Source organism: Streptomyces sp. NBC_01717, assembly GCF_036248255.1.
Taxonomy (GTDB): domain Bacteria; phylum Actinomycetota; class Actinomycetes; order Streptomycetales; family Streptomycetaceae; genus Streptomyces.
The window spans coordinates 4,275,945-4,288,640 of record NZ_CP109178.1; the positions used below are offsets into that span (position 1 = coordinate 4,275,945).

13 protein-coding genes and 1 pseudogene are annotated in these 12,696 nt (G+C 71.0%); 9 read left to right on the plus strand and 5 right to left on the minus strand.

Going from position 1 to position 12,696, the window contains the following annotated elements; genetic code table 11:
- The first annotated feature begins 143 nt into the window (after positions 1–143).
- From OHB49_RS19295 to serC, 7 genes are all read left to right on the plus strand, one after another.
- A complete protein-coding gene (locus OHB49_RS19295; protein WP_329161780.1) occupies positions 144–1,586 on the plus strand; it encodes an ATP-binding protein in 1,443 nt (480 codons plus the stop codon).
- Positions 1,583–2,023: a roadblock/LC7 domain-containing protein gene (locus OHB49_RS19300; protein WP_030975547.1), complete on the plus strand. Its 441-nt coding sequence runs from the start codon at positions 1,583–1,585 to the stop codon at positions 2,021–2,023. Before OHB49_RS19295 ends, OHB49_RS19300 begins: the two co-directional genes overlap by 4 nt.
- Positions 2,020–2,382 (plus strand): DUF742 domain-containing protein, encoded by a 363-nt coding sequence (locus OHB49_RS19305; RefSeq protein WP_030975545.1) that lies wholly within the window; start codon positions 2,020–2,022, stop codon positions 2,380–2,382. Before OHB49_RS19300 ends, OHB49_RS19305 begins: the two co-directional genes overlap by 4 nt.
- Positions 2,363–3,025 (plus strand): GTP-binding protein, encoded by a 663-nt coding sequence (locus OHB49_RS19310; protein WP_030975543.1) that lies wholly within the window; start codon positions 2,363–2,365, stop codon positions 3,023–3,025. Before OHB49_RS19305 ends, OHB49_RS19310 begins: the two co-directional genes overlap by 20 nt.
- On the plus strand, positions 3,022–4,275 hold the full coding sequence (locus OHB49_RS19315; protein ID WP_030975541.1) for a cytochrome P450: 1,254 nt from the start codon (positions 3,022–3,024) through the stop codon (positions 4,273–4,275). The genes OHB49_RS19310 and OHB49_RS19315 overlap by 4 nt, the downstream gene beginning before the upstream one ends.
- Positions 4,275–5,483, plus strand: a complete 1,209-nt coding sequence (locus OHB49_RS19320; RefSeq protein WP_030975539.1) for a cytochrome P450 family protein — start codon at positions 4,275–4,277, stop codon at positions 5,481–5,483. Before OHB49_RS19315 ends, OHB49_RS19320 begins: the two co-directional genes overlap by 1 nt.
- 93 nt (positions 5,484–5,576) lie before the next feature.
- Positions 5,577–6,695: a phosphoserine transaminase gene (gene serC / locus OHB49_RS19325; RefSeq protein WP_030975537.1), complete on the plus strand. Its 1,119-nt coding sequence runs from the start codon at positions 5,577–5,579 to the stop codon at positions 6,693–6,695.
- 65 nt (positions 6,696–6,760) lie between these two features.
- On the opposite strand, the gene OHB49_RS19330 is transcribed toward serC, so the two are convergent.
- Complete coding sequence (locus OHB49_RS19330) at positions 6,761–7,171, minus strand: DUF4259 domain-containing protein (protein WP_329161785.1); 411 nt, start codon at positions 7,169–7,171, stop codon at positions 6,761–6,763.
- Positions 7,172–7,241: 70 nt separating this feature from the next.
- Here OHB49_RS19330 and OHB49_RS19335 point away from each other — a divergent pair.
- Positions 7,242–7,490 (plus strand): annotated as a pseudogene (locus tag OHB49_RS19335) (Uma2 family endonuclease); the annotation flags it as partial.
- On the opposite strand, the gene OHB49_RS19340 reads toward OHB49_RS19335, so the two are convergent.
- Positions 7,465–7,992, minus strand: coding sequence for a GNAT family N-acetyltransferase (locus OHB49_RS19340; RefSeq protein WP_329161786.1), 528 nt, complete (start codon positions 7,990–7,992; stop codon positions 7,465–7,467). The pseudogene OHB49_RS19335 and the gene OHB49_RS19340 sit on opposite strands and share 26 nt — an antisense overlap.
- Before the next feature lie 82 nt (positions 7,993–8,074).
- The gene (locus OHB49_RS19345) at positions 8,075–9,079 is read right to left on the minus strand and encodes a WD40 repeat domain-containing protein (RefSeq protein ID WP_329161788.1); all 1,005 of its coding nucleotides are present in this window, start codon (positions 9,077–9,079) and stop codon (positions 8,075–8,077) included.
- A gap of 59 nt (positions 9,080–9,138) precedes the next feature.
- On the opposite strand from OHB49_RS19345, the gene OHB49_RS19350 reads away from it, so the two are divergent.
- Positions 9,139–9,870 carry a GDSL-type esterase/lipase family protein gene (locus OHB49_RS19350; RefSeq protein ID WP_329161789.1) on the plus strand — a complete coding sequence of 244 codons (732 nt, stop codon included), beginning with the start codon at positions 9,139–9,141 and terminating at the stop codon, positions 9,868–9,870.
- Here OHB49_RS19350 and OHB49_RS19355 read toward each other — a convergent pair.
- Complete coding sequence (locus tag OHB49_RS19355) at positions 9,851–10,510, minus strand: TetR/AcrR family transcriptional regulator (RefSeq protein WP_078852858.1); 660 nt, start codon at positions 10,508–10,510, stop codon at positions 9,851–9,853. The two genes, OHB49_RS19350 and OHB49_RS19355, sit on opposite strands and share 20 nt — an antisense overlap.
- 259 nt (positions 10,511–10,769) lie before the next feature.
- A complete protein-coding gene (locus tag OHB49_RS19360) occupies positions 10,770–12,560 on the minus strand; it encodes a serine/threonine-protein kinase (protein ID WP_329161792.1) in 1,791 nt (596 codons plus the stop codon).
- Positions 12,561–12,696: the final 136 nt, after the last annotated feature.

The window sequence follows — 12,696 nt, forward strand, 5'->3', positions numbered from 1 at the left end:
CGCTTCCCAAACAGATCGTCAATTCTCATATAGTGACCTCGACTTGATTAGGAATTATCAGCTCCAGTTATCGCCTTCACCCTCTCCCGTGCCGAAGTGTCCGGATCCGCCCTGTCCGTCACCGTCCGCCCCAAGGACTCCGCTTGCGCTCCTCATCCCGGCCGACCGCACTGGCCCTGCTGGTCTCGGCGGCCGTCACCGGTTCCTGCTGCCTGTGGGCGGTCGTCGCCGCCCCCGCCTCGGTAAGGACCCCGCTGGCCTGGGGGGCGGGCGCCGCCGCCGTGCTCCTGTCGGTCGCCGTGGCCGCCACCGTGCACGCCCGGGCCACCATGCGTCTGCTGCGCGCGCGGCACGCGGCGGAGGCCGAGCGGTTCACCGCGGAGACCTCGCGGCTGGTGTCGTCGTCCGCGGCCGAGGCCCAGCGGTTCACCGCGGAAACGGCCAGGATCAAGGCCGCCGCCTCGGCCGAGACCGCCCGGATCGCCGAGCAGGCGGCCGCCGAAGCCGCCCGGCTGGGCGCCCAGGTGGAACAGCTGACCGCCCGCGCGGCCCGCAGCGCCACCGAGCGCTCCGCCGCGGTCGCCGCATGTGCCAATGCCGCGGGCCGGATGCAGGCCCTGGCCACGAGCATGCTCGCCGACCTGCGCGAGATGGAGCACCGGCACTCCGCCGAGGACGTCCTCGGCGATCTGCTGCATCTGGACCACCGCACCGCCCAGGTCGGCCGGGTGGCCGACTCCATCGCCGTGCTGACCGGTGCCCGCTCCGGGCGCCGCTGGGCGAAGCCGATCGTGATGGAGTCCATCCTGCGCGGTGCGATGGGCCGGATCGGCGGCTATCAGCGGGTACGTCTCCACTCGACCAGTGATGTCGCGATCGCCGGTCACGCCGCCGAGGGTGTCATGCACGCCCTCGCCGAACTCCTCGACAACGCCGCCAACTTCTCGCCGCCCACCGCGGAAGTCCATGTGTACGTCGAGGAGGTACCGGCCGGTGTCGTGCTGACGGTCGAGGACAGCGGTCTGGTGATGAGCGATGTGCAGTTGCGGCGCGCCGAGCGTGCGGTGTCCGCCACCGACCAGGACCTGGCCGGGCTGTCCGGCACCCGGCTCGGCCTGGCCGTCGTCGGCCGGCTGGCCCGTAAGCACGGTCTGACGGTGTCGTTCCGGCCGTCCGCGCGGGGCGGCACGGGGGCATTGATGATGCTTCCCCAGGAGCTCATCACCCGGGCCCCGGTGGGCGTCCCGGCACCCGACCCGGGCAGCGCGGCGGCACCCGCCCCGGCCGCCCGGCCGGAACCCGCCCACGACGCGACGGACGCGGCACCGAAGACCGACACCAGCACTGAGCCCGACACGGGCACCGGCGCCGGCACCGCGCCCGAGCCCGCCACCGGCGACAGCGGACTGCCCAAACGCACCCGCGGCCACACCCTCGCCGCCGCCGAGGCCCGCACCCGGACCGACGGCGCCACCGCAACTCCCCGGCCCTGTACGGCCGACCCCAAGGAACAGGCAGCGCGCTTCAGCAGCTTCCGCCAGGCTGTACGGCCCAATTCCCCGCACCCGGAAGGCAACACCCGATGACCGCGACCACCGACGAGAAGCTCAACTGGCTGCTGGAGGGGCTCCTGGAGCGCACCCCCGGCACCCGCCATGCCCTCGTCCTGTCCAGGGACGGCCTCAAGCTGTGCCGCACGCCCGAGCTCTCCGTCGACCAGGCCGACCAGCTGGCCGCGATCTCGGCCGGCATCCAGAGCCTGTCGCACGGCGCGTCCGTCGAGTTCGGTGACGGCACCGGCGGCGTACGGTCCGCGATGGCCGAGTTCTACGGCGGCGTGCTGTTCATCGTCGAGGCGGGCGCGGGCGCCCATCTCGCGGTCGTCGCCTCCGAGGACGCCGATGTCGGCCTCATCGGGCACAACATGAGCGAGCTCGTCGAGCAGCTCGGCGAGCACCTCAGCGCTCCGCCGCGCTCCTCCGCGGACCCGGCTGCCACCGTCGACGCGACCGCCGACGTATGACCCGCCCCCGACCCGGCCGGGACGACGGTCCGGACCGGCTGTACACCCTCACCGGTGGCCGCAGCCGGTCCGATTCGGACGCGTTCGACCTGGTGACGCTGGTGGTCTCCGAATGCGAGCCGTCCCCCGGCATGCAGTCGGAGCACGTCACCATCCTGCGCATGTGCGAGCGCCCCACCGCGGTCGTGGAGATCGCGGCGGGCCTCGGCCTGCCGGTCAGCATCGTCCGGATCATGCTGTCCGATCTGCTGGCCACCGGCCGGATCAGCGCCCGTCACCCCCGTACCACCCGTGTCGCGGACCGGTTCCCCGACCCCGACATCCTGGAACAGGTGCTCGTTGGACTCCGCAACCTCTGACCGTCCCGCCCTGCAGGCGACGGCCGACAACGGACTGAAGATCGTCGTCGTCGGCGGCTTCGGGGTCGGCAAGACCACCATGGTCCGCTCCGTAAGCGAGATCCGTCCGCTGAACACGGAAGAGACCATGACCCGCGCGGGCGAGGCCGTCGACCGTCTCGACGGGGTGCACGCGAAATCGTCCACGACCGTCGCCTTCGACTTCGGCCGGATCACGCTCGACGAACGCTCGGTGCTGTACCTGTTCGGCGCCCCCGGTCAGGAACGCTTCTGGTTCCTGTGGGACCGGCTGTTCTCCGGCACGCTCGGCGCCGTCGTCCTCGTCGACACCCGCCGGCTCGCCGACTCCTGGTACGCGATCGACCGCCTGGAGCACCACGGCACGCCGTTCATCGTGGCGTGCAACGACTTCGGCGGCCCGCTCCACACCGAACAGCAGATACGTGAGGCGCTCGACCTCTCGGACGACGTACCCCTGGTGGAGTGCGACGCCCGGGACCGTTCGTCGAGCAAGTACGTACTGATCACGCTGGTCGAGCACCTCCATGCGCTCGCGCAGGGCAAGGTGCCCGTCCCGTCCGCCGCCCGTCCGGATACCGCGCCGGAGCCCGCACCGCAGAAGACCCCGGAGCCCAGCTCGTGACCCAGCCCCCGGCGCCCCCCGCCGGCTGCCCCGTCCCGCACGGCCCCGCGCCGCTCTCCGGACCCCGGTTCCAGACCGAACCGACCCGGCTGTACCGGGAGATGCGCCGCGATCACGGAGCCGTGGCGCCTGTCGTCCTCGACGGCGACGTACCCGCCTGGCTCGTCCTCGGCTACCGCGAACTGCACCAGCTGACCAACGACCCGGTGCTGTTCAGCCGCGACTCCGACCTGTGGAACCAGTGGGACCGCATCCCGGACGACTGGCCGCTGCTGCCGATGATCGGCCGCAAGCAGCCGTCGATCCTCTACACCGTCGGCCCTCGCCACACCGAGCGCGCCGCGATGATCAGCAACGCACTGGAGGCAGTCGACCCGTTCGCGCTCAAGCGGTACGCGGAGGACTTCGCGGACACGCTCATCGACCGGTTCTGCTCCAAGGGTGAGACCGACATCATCGCCGACTACGCGATGCTGCTCCCGGCGCTCGTCCTGGCGAAGATCTACGGCTTCGGCAGCGACACCGGATTTGCGCTCGTCGGCTCGATCAACGACATGATCGACGGCCGGGAGCGGGCCCTGGCCGGGCAGCAGCACCTCGCCTCGTCCATGGCCCAGTTGCTGGTCGACAAGAACGCCGAGCCCGCCGACGACGTCGCAACCCGGATGCTCGCCGACCCAGGCGGCTTCACCGACGAGGAGATCGCCCAGGACCTGATGGTCATGATGGCCGCGGGCCACCAGCCGACCGCCGACTGGATGGGCAACTCGCTGCGGCTGATGCTCACCGACGACCGGTTCGCCGCGTCCCTGTCGGGCGGCCGGCACAGCGTCGCCGAGGCCATGAACGAGGTCCTCTGGGAGGACACCCCGACGCAGAACGTGGCGGGCCGCTGGGCGTCGCGCGACACCCACCTCGGCGGCCGTCACATCCAGGCGGGCGACCTGCTGCTGCTCGGCATCGCCGCCGCCAACGGGGATCCACAGGTCCGTACCGACGGCTCGTCACTGACCGGCGGCAACAACGCGTTTCTCTCCTTCGGCCACGGCGAGCACCGCTGCCCGTTCCCGGCCCAGGAGACCGCCGAGGTCATCGCCCGCACCGGCATCGAGGTGCTGCTGGACCGGCTGCCGGACCTCGACCTCGCCGTGCCCGCCGAAGAGCTGACCCGGCGCCCGTCCCCCTGGCTGCGGGGCCTGACGGACCTGCCCGTGACGTTCACTCCCACTCCCGCCCTTGGAGGCCATTGATGACCCGGATCGCCCTTGACCCCTTCGTCACCGACCTCGACGGCGAGAGCGCCCGGCTGCGCGCGGCGGGCCCGCTCGCCGAGGTGGAGCTGCCCGGCGGGGTGCACTGCTACGCGGTCACCCACCACGCCGAGGCGCGGCAACTGCTCACCGACAGCCGGGTGGTCAAGGACATCAACGTCTGGACCGCCTGGCAGCGCGGCGAGATACCGATGGACTGGCCGCTGATCGGCCTCGCCAACCCGGGCCGTTCCATGCTGACGGTCGACGGCGCGGACCACCGCCGGCTGCGCACCCTGGTCGCGCAGGCGCTGACCGTGAAGCGGGTGGAGCGGCTGCGGGCCGGCATCGAGGCGCTGACGACGGCGAGCCTGGACCGGCTGTCGGCGCTGCCCCGGGGCGAGCAGATCGACCTGAAGGCGGAGTTCGCGTACCCGCTGCCGATGAACGTGATCAGCGAGCTGATGGGCGTGGACGGCGCCGATCACCCTCGGCTGAAGGAGCTCTTCGAGAAGTTCTTCTCCACGCAGACGCCGCCGGAGGAGGTCCCGCAGATGATGGCGGACCTCGGCGCCCTCTTCACGAAGATCGTCGACGCCAAGCGCGAGAACCCGGGCGACGATCTGACGAGCGCCCTGATCGCAGCCTCCGAGGACGGCGACCACCTCACCGACGAGGAGATCGTCAACACCCTCCAGCTGATCATCGCGGCCGGTCACGAGACGACGATCAGCCTGATCGTGAACGCGGTCGTCGCCCTCCAGACCCACCCCGAGCAGCGCAAGCAGGTACTCGGCGGGGAGGTGCCGTGGGAGAACGTGATCGAGGAGACCCTGCGCTGGAAAACCCCGACCTCGCATGTGCTGATCCGGTTCGCCACGGAGGACGTCGAAGTCGGCGACAAGGTGCTGCCGAAGGGCGAGGCTCTGATCGTCTCCTTCGGTGCGCTGGGCCGCGACGAGGCGCAGTACGGGCCGACCGCCGGTGACTTCGATGTCACCCGCTCCCCCAACCGCCACATCGCGTTCGGCCACGGCCCGCATGTGTGCCCCGGGGCGGCTCTGTCGCGGCTGGAGGCGGGGGTGGCGCTGCCCGCACTGTACGAGCGGTTCCCGGATCTGGAGCTCGCCGTCCCGGCCTCCGAGCTGCGGAACAAGCCGATCGTCACCCAGAACGACCTGTACGACCTGCCGGTCGAGCTGGGCTGATCCACCGTTCGAGGTGATCCACAGGCCGGAGCGGGTGTCTCATCCGACGGACACGGTCCTCGACCGTGTCCGTCAGGTACTACGCTCCGGTTCGTGGCCGATATCCAGATTCCCGCTGACATCAAGCCCTCCGACGGACGCTTCGGCGCCGGTCCTTCCAAGGTGCGGACGGAGGCGCTCGACGCGCTGGCCGCCACCGGAACGTCTCTTCTCGGTACGTCCCACCGCCAGGCCCCGGTCAAGAACCTGGTCGGCTCGGTGCGTCAGGGTGTGCGCGACCTCTTCTCCCTCCCCGAGGGTTACGAGGTGATCCTGGGCAACGGCGGTTCCACCGCCTTCTGGGACATCGCGACGCACGGTCTGATCGAGACGAAGTCCCAGCACCTCAACTTCGGTGAGTTCTCGTCGAAGTTCACGAAGGCCGCCCAGCTCGCCCCGTGGCTGGCCGACCCGAGCGTCATCGCCTCCGAGCCGGGCACCCACCCGGAGCCGCAGGCCGAGGCGGGCGTCGACGTCTACGCGTTCACGCAGAACGAGACGTCGACCGGTGTCGCCATGCCGATCAAGCGCGTCGCGGGTGCCGACGAGGGCTCCCTCGTCCTGGTGGACGCCACCTCCGGCGCCGGTGGCCTGCCGGTCGACGTCACCGAGACGGACGTCTACTACTTCGGGCCGCAGAAGTGCTTCGCCGCCGACGGTGGCCTGTGGATCGCCGCGTTCTCCCCGGCGGCCCTGGAGCGCGCCGCGCGCATCCACGCCTCCGGCCGGCACATCCCGGAGTTCTTCTCGCTGCCGACGGCGATCGACAACTCCCTGAAGAACCAGACGTACAACACCCCGGCGCTCGCCACGCTGTTCCTCCTGAACGAGCAGCTGACCTGGCTGAACACCCAGGGCGGCCTGGACTTCTCGGTCGGCCGCACCGCCACGTCCGCGCGGAACCTGTACGGCTGGGCCGAGGAGTCGAAGTACGCGACCCCGTTCGTCACCGACCCGGCGAAGCGCTCGCAGGTCATCGGCACCATCGACTTCGCGGACGAGATCGACGCGTCGGCGGTCGCCAAGGTGCTGCGCGCCAACGGCATCGTCGACACGGAGCCGTACCGCAAGCTGGGCCGCAACCAGCTGCGTGTCGCGATGTTCCCGGCGATCGACCCGGCGGACGTGCTGGCCCTGACGGCCTGCATCGACTACGTGATCGAGAAGCTGTAACGAGCAGCTGTACGACTCCGAGGGGCCCTTGGTACGGATCCGTACCAAGGGCCCCTCGCCCTTCCTCACCCCGCCGCCTCCACCAGGACCGTCCGGAGCCTGCCGATCCCTTCCTCCCACGGCTCCCCGTGGCTGCCCTCGCTCCACAGCTCGAGCAGCTCGGACGGCTCGGTCACCACCCGGTCAAGAGCCTGAACAGCAAGGCCCCGCAGCTCCAGGGGAAGCTCCGGAAGCGGCTCGTCCGGCCCGTAGGCAGTCGTCACGGGCTCCCCGCCCGGGCACTGCGCGGCCACCAGGGCGGCGGCCGCCACGGCCACGACGGCCTCGTCGGAGTCGAGGTAGTCCTGAGTCCCGGCGACGACCGTCAGAGCCTCCCGGATCAGCTCGGCACGCTCGCCCTGCGGGGCGTCGTCCAGATCCCCCGAGAAGTCCGCTGCGGTGTCGCTGTCGAAATGACCGATGTCCCAGGTGCCCATGGCAACCCCTCCCTCAGTGATGCGGTTCATCGTGCCAACGAGCACTGACAAGGGCGTGTCCCGCTCGTTCACTCGACCGAGGTACAACAATGACCTGCGCGCCGAGGTCAGCGCGTACGCCGAGGCCAAGATCCCCGTCTATGTGATCGTCGACCGCAAGCACGGCCGGGTCCACGTCCTGACCGAGCCCATCGCCGACGGATACGACAGCCACCAGGTGTACGCCCCCGGCCGGCAGGTCACGCTCCCCGCCTCCATCGGCGCCGAGGTCACCCTCGATGTCGCGGATCTGCTCAAGGCCGGGCAGCACCGGAAGTGACATCCGTGCGGCGCCACCGCCGCTCCCCGTCCTCCCACTCGTCGGTGGGGACGAGGCCTGCCGCCGCGGCCACCGCCTCGGACGCGGTGTGGTCGGGGTGGATGTGCGCGACGACCGTATGCACCGTGCCCCCGGCCAGCAGGTGCGCCACCAGCCCCGCCGCCGCCTCCTTCGCGTAGCCCAGGCCCTGCCACCGGGTGCCGATCACCCAGGCGATCTCGGCTCGCGGGCCCGCCACCGTGGCCTGGACCCAGCCCGCCAGGCGGCTGTCGGCGCGGACCCGGAGTACCCAGTTCCACCAGTGTTCGGCAGGGTCGGGGGAGCCGGATTCCCAGCGGGTGTACCGGGCCCGGAGGGCGTCGAGGTCCTCCGGGGCGCCGCCCGTGTACGCGTGCAGGGCCGGGTCGGCGAGGACCGTCGCCATCTCCTCGGCGTGCGCGGCTCGCAGCGGAGTTGCGTCGAGCCGCTCGGTGGAGAAGGCCTCGGGTCCGTGGTTCGTCATAGCGCCCGACCCTACGTGCGGCGCTCCACGGGATGGCTGGGGGCCGCCCGGGACGTGCGCCGATGGGGTCGGGTGCGGTCGGTCAGCCGCGCTTGCGGCGCCGGTTCATGAAGACGAGTGCGCCCACGGCGGCGAGCAGCGCCGCCCCGACCAGCGTGCTGCCCTTCATCTCACTGCCGCCCGCGCCGCCGGCGGACGACGCGCCGCCACCGTCCTTCGACGGCGACTTGGAGCCGCTGCCGTTTCCGCGCGCTCCTGCGACGTCCACCCGTACCACCTCGCTCCGCGCGCCCTCCGAGCCGAACATCAGCGCCGAGCCGTCCGCCGTGTACGTCACGGACTCGGCCTGGCCCTGCAGCGGAGCGTCCACGCGGTGGTCGGCGCCGAGCCGTCCGTCCTCGAACGCGTAGCCACGGGCGCTGAAGTAGGACCGCAGCACCAGTTCCTTCCCGTCCGGCGAGAACGCCCCGTCCGTCACCCATGGCACCTCCCCGACCCGCCGGAACACATTGGTCCGGCCGGTGGTGAGCCGTGCGGGTCCTTCGTAGAGTCCGCCGCCGTCCTCGTTCTTCGAGGCGATGTAGACCCGGCCGGTCCTCGGGTGGACCATCAGCGCCTCGGCGTTGCGCGCCCCGTCCGCGTACTTCACGTCGAACTGGGTCGCCCGGACCGTCGCGTCCTTCAGGACCTTCGGTTCGCGGAACCGGTAGATCCAGACGTGGTCCCAGCTGCCGTTCAGGTTGTCGCCGATGTCGCCGACGTACAGATTGCCGTCCGGCCCGAGCGAGATCGCCTCCACGTCGCGCGGCGCGCCGACCCCGCGCATGGTGATCGTCGCGACGGTCCTCCCGGTCCGGGAGTCCACGGCGTAGATGTACGGACCGTCATCGCTGTCGTTGTGCGTCCAGTAGATGCCCGGGTGGGCGCGGCTCGCGGCGAGACCGCTGGACTCGGTGATCCGGGGGTCCTCGATCGTGAAGCTGCGGTCGGCAGCTCCGTCGTCGGCCGTGGCCGGGGCCGCGGTCACGGCCGCACCGGTGAGGACGAGCAGCGCGGCGGCGCCGGAGACAGTCAGATACGAACGCATGGGGTCAAGTGTCCATCGTCACGTCGCAGCCCGGCGCGTTGATCCGCCATGATGTCGCCATGCGTTTCATGTTCGTCGGCGATTCCATGACCATCGGGCGCGCCGGCGACTTCACCTGGCGCTACCGCATGTGGCAGCACCTCGAAGCGGCCTTCGACGACCCGTACGAGATCGTCGGCCCGCGCACCGAGCTGTACGACACCGCGACGAACACCCCGGTCTCGTACGCGTACGGCGACCCGGAGTTCCCCGCCGAGGCCCGCCGCCATCTGGCGGGCTGGGGCGAGGGGTGGCTGCACATGGCCCCGGTCATCGCGGACACGGTCACCGCGACCCGCGCGGACGTGCTGCTCGTCTCGCTCGGCCTGATAGACCTCGGGTTCTACACGGACAGCGAGCAGACCGCCCTGAACGTACGGGCGTTCATCGAGGCCGCCCGCGCCGCCGCACCGCACATCAGGGCCGTGCTCCTGCCTGTGATACCGAACGTCCGGGCCGAGTCCGATGCCCCGTTCGCCGCCGAGTGCGACCGCTTCAACGAGCTGCTCGCGAAGGCCGTCGCCGATCTCGACGCGCCGGCGTCCCCGATCCTGCTGGCGTCGCGCCCGGCCACGTACGACATCCACACGGACACCTACGACGGTACGCACCCCGGCCCCACCGGCGAGCAGAAGCTGGCCGCGGCGTTCGCCGACGCGATGCATCAGGGGTGGGGCCTGGGCGGTCCCTACACATCGGGCCCGTCCGGCGATCGAGGAGAACGGCGAACCGTCACGGCGAGCCCAGCATGATCAGGGAGAGCCGGGTCAGCTCATCGGTCAGCCAGTCGGGCGTGACCTGACGCGGACGGCGGCCGTGGTGGGCGAGGAGTTCGTCGACCGAGTGGGTCATCACCATGACGGCGACCCGCTGGTCGCCGTCCCCCACCTCACCCCGCTCCGCGGCGCGCTCGGCCTCGCAGGTCAGGAACTCCGACCACATCGTCCGCCACATCGCGACATGATCGTCCACCGTGCGGCTGACGCCCAGCACTTCGACGAACGCCACCCGCGCCGCGCGCGGATCAGCCGTGACGGCCCGCACATAGGCGTCGAAGAGGCGACGGAACCGCTCCTCGGTCGAGCACTCGTCCATGCCGTCGGAGAGCAGGACCGCCTCGGAGGCGCGCAGTCCGCGGGTCGCCACCTCGTCGTACAGTGCGATCAACAGCGCCTCACGTGAGGTGAACTGCTGGGAGAAGGCCCGGACCGGCACCTTCGCCTCGGCGCAGAGCTGCTCGACGGTCGTGTTCGCGTAGCCGTAGGCGGCGAACAGCGCCCGTCCGGCCCGCAACAGCCGTCCACGCCACTGCGCACGGTCCTCGGCGATCGCATGGACCGGCCCGACCGCCTCGCCCGTCCCTGTTCCGCGGCTCACCAGGGCATCCACCACAGGTCCTCTTTCGTCGGCCCCGACATCCCGACTCGGGGCGGCAACCCAGGAAACGCCGCCATTCTCCCCGTTCCGCCCCACAAGCGGAGGATCCGCCACGCCTTCGACGCCCGCCGATCGTCAGGCGCCCGAAGCCCGCCCCAACTCCGGTCGTCCGCCGCACTCCTGCCGCTACGGACCGGCCCTTTCGATAACGGTAAGCAGAGTTGTCACTGCCCCGATGACCGGCTCACACATGGTCGGCGGGTCCGGCGCGGGCTCAGCCGCCCGAGCCGGAGGCGACGGCGTTGCGCCAGACGGTGAGGTCCAGAGTCATATACGTACTGGGCGAGTCCTCGGCCGAGAAGCCCTGCACCGTCACCAGCCCCATGTGTCCTGTCCCGGTGGTGACGCAGATCTGTCGCCCCTTGGAGAGCTTGTTCACGTAGATGTTCTTGGTGAACCGGGTGTCCTCGCGGCAGGCGTCGAGCGATCCCTCCTGCCCCGGATCGAGCAGGACCAGGTTTCCGTCCTGGCTCTCCGCGTCGAGATATCCGCCGGTGTCGTAGGAGAGTTCGTAACCACCGTCCTCGCCCTCCACGGGCCGGATGTCGTCGTCATCGAGCGTCAGGTGGTACCCGGCTGTGAGGTTGATGCCCTTGTGGACGACGGGCTTCGGCGCAGGCTTGGCATCGGGCTTCGATTCGGCCGTCCCGTCCCCGCCGCTCGCCCGACTTTCCGGCTTGTCCTCGTTGCCCTGGCTGCCCTGTGACGAGCCGCTGCTCTGCGCCTGCTGCCCCTCGTCCTTGAGCAGGACGTACGTGCCGCCACCCGCGATACCGAAGACCAGTGCGGCGGCCAGGGCGATGACCGCTCCCCGCCCGCCCGCCCCCTTCGAGGACCGGGGCGCCGACGGAACAGGCTGTCCGAAGTGCCCGGGGTACGTCTGCGCGTACGCCGGGCCCTGGGTCGGTGCGTGAGCGTGGGCATGGGCCTGTGCCGCGGTGGGCGTCCGGTACTGCTGAGGGGGCCGGTACGCCATGGGCGGGCCGAAGCCCGTGGGTGCGGCGGCCGGACCCACCGGGGTGGTGGGCGAGTACGCCACGGGCGGGGCGGAGTTCGGCGGTGGCGGGGTCCGGGCGGGGGCGGGGGCCGCCGCCCGCCCGGTGATGTCGGCGGCGACCGAGCCCGGCAGCCAGTCCTCCGGGCGCCGCAGCACCGTCTCCGCGTTCGCGGCCTGGCATAGCCCGATGACCTCGGTGACCGACGGCCTGGCTTCGGGGTCCTTGGCGAGGCATCGGGTGACCAGCTCCGTCAGCCGCTCCGGGACCCCGCTGAGGTCGGGCTCCTCATGGACGATCCGGTAGAGCACACCGTGCGAGGTCCCCTCGCCGAAAGCCGGCGTCCCCGTCGCCGCGTACGCGGCGACCTGACCGAGGGCGAAGATGTCGGTGGCCGCGGTCACCCTGCGCCCCGCGGCCTGTTCGGGGGCCATGAACGAAGGCGTGCCGATCGTGACGCCGCTGCCGGTGAGCGAGGTCGCGTCGGCGGCGTGGGCGATACCGAAATCGATGACACGGGGCCCGTCGGCGGCGAGCAGCACATTGGACGGCTTGAGATCGCGGTGCACGATGCCCGCGCCATGGATGACGTGCAGGGCCTCGGCCATGCCCGCGATCAGCAGCAGCACCGTCTCGACAGGCAGCGCCCCATGGGCGACAACCGCGTCGGCCAGCGAGGGCCCCGGCACGTACGCGGTGGCCAGCCAGGGCTGCGCGCCGTCGGTGTCGGCGTCGATGACGGGTGCCGTGAACAGGCCCTGCACCCGCTGCGCGGACTGCACTTCCTGGGCGAACCGGCGGCGGAACTCGGCGTCCTCCCCGAACTCGGGGCGGATCACCTTGATGGCCACGGGCCGCCCACCGGGCGTGTACGACAGATACACCTTGCCCATGCCGCCCGCGCCGAGCTTGGCGGCCAGCCGGTATCCGCCGATGGTTGTCGGATCGTCTCCCGCAAGCGGCTGAAAGACCGGAGACGAACTCCCCCGGTCAGGCTGCTGAGCATTCATGAACTCACGTCTCCCCCGAAGAATGCCACCATCGACACGGCACCCTATCCAAGGACGACGCGTCGGCGCCCGCTAAGACGGACGTGCCGATCTCCCGCCGCGCAGGCGCCAGTTCAGCGGACCTCGCCGCCCCGGT

What these genes read in the sequence shown, in the direction of transcription:
- OHB49_RS19330 (WP_329161785.1), bottom strand. Translation starts at nt 7,171, where the DNA reads ATGGGCACCTGGGACATCGGTCATTTCGACAGCGACACCGCAGCGGAC.
- OHB49_RS19350 (WP_329161789.1), top strand. Translation starts at nt 9,139, where the DNA reads ATGCGTTTCATGTTCGTCGGCGATTCCATGACCATCGGGCGCGCCGGC.
- OHB49_RS19345 (WP_329161788.1), bottom strand. Translation starts at nt 9,079, where the DNA reads ATGCGTTCGTATCTGACTGTCTCCGGCGCCGCCGCGCTGCTCGTCCTC.
- OHB49_RS19300 (WP_030975547.1), top strand. Translation starts at nt 1,583, where the DNA reads ATGACCGCGACCACCGACGAGAAGCTCAACTGGCTGCTGGAGGGGCTC.
- OHB49_RS19305 (WP_030975545.1), top strand. Translation starts at nt 2,020, where the DNA reads ATGACCCGCCCCCGACCCGGCCGGGACGACGGTCCGGACCGGCTGTAC.
- OHB49_RS19320 (WP_030975539.1), top strand. Translation starts at nt 4,275, where the DNA reads ATGACCCGGATCGCCCTTGACCCCTTCGTCACCGACCTCGACGGCGAG.
- OHB49_RS19360 (WP_329161792.1), bottom strand. Translation starts at nt 12,560, where the DNA reads ATGAATGCTCAGCAGCCTGACCGGGGGAGTTCGTCTCCGGTCTTTCAG.
- OHB49_RS19340 (WP_329161786.1), bottom strand. Translation starts at nt 7,992, where the DNA reads ATGACGAACCACGGACCCGAGGCCTTCTCCACCGAGCGGCTCGACGCA.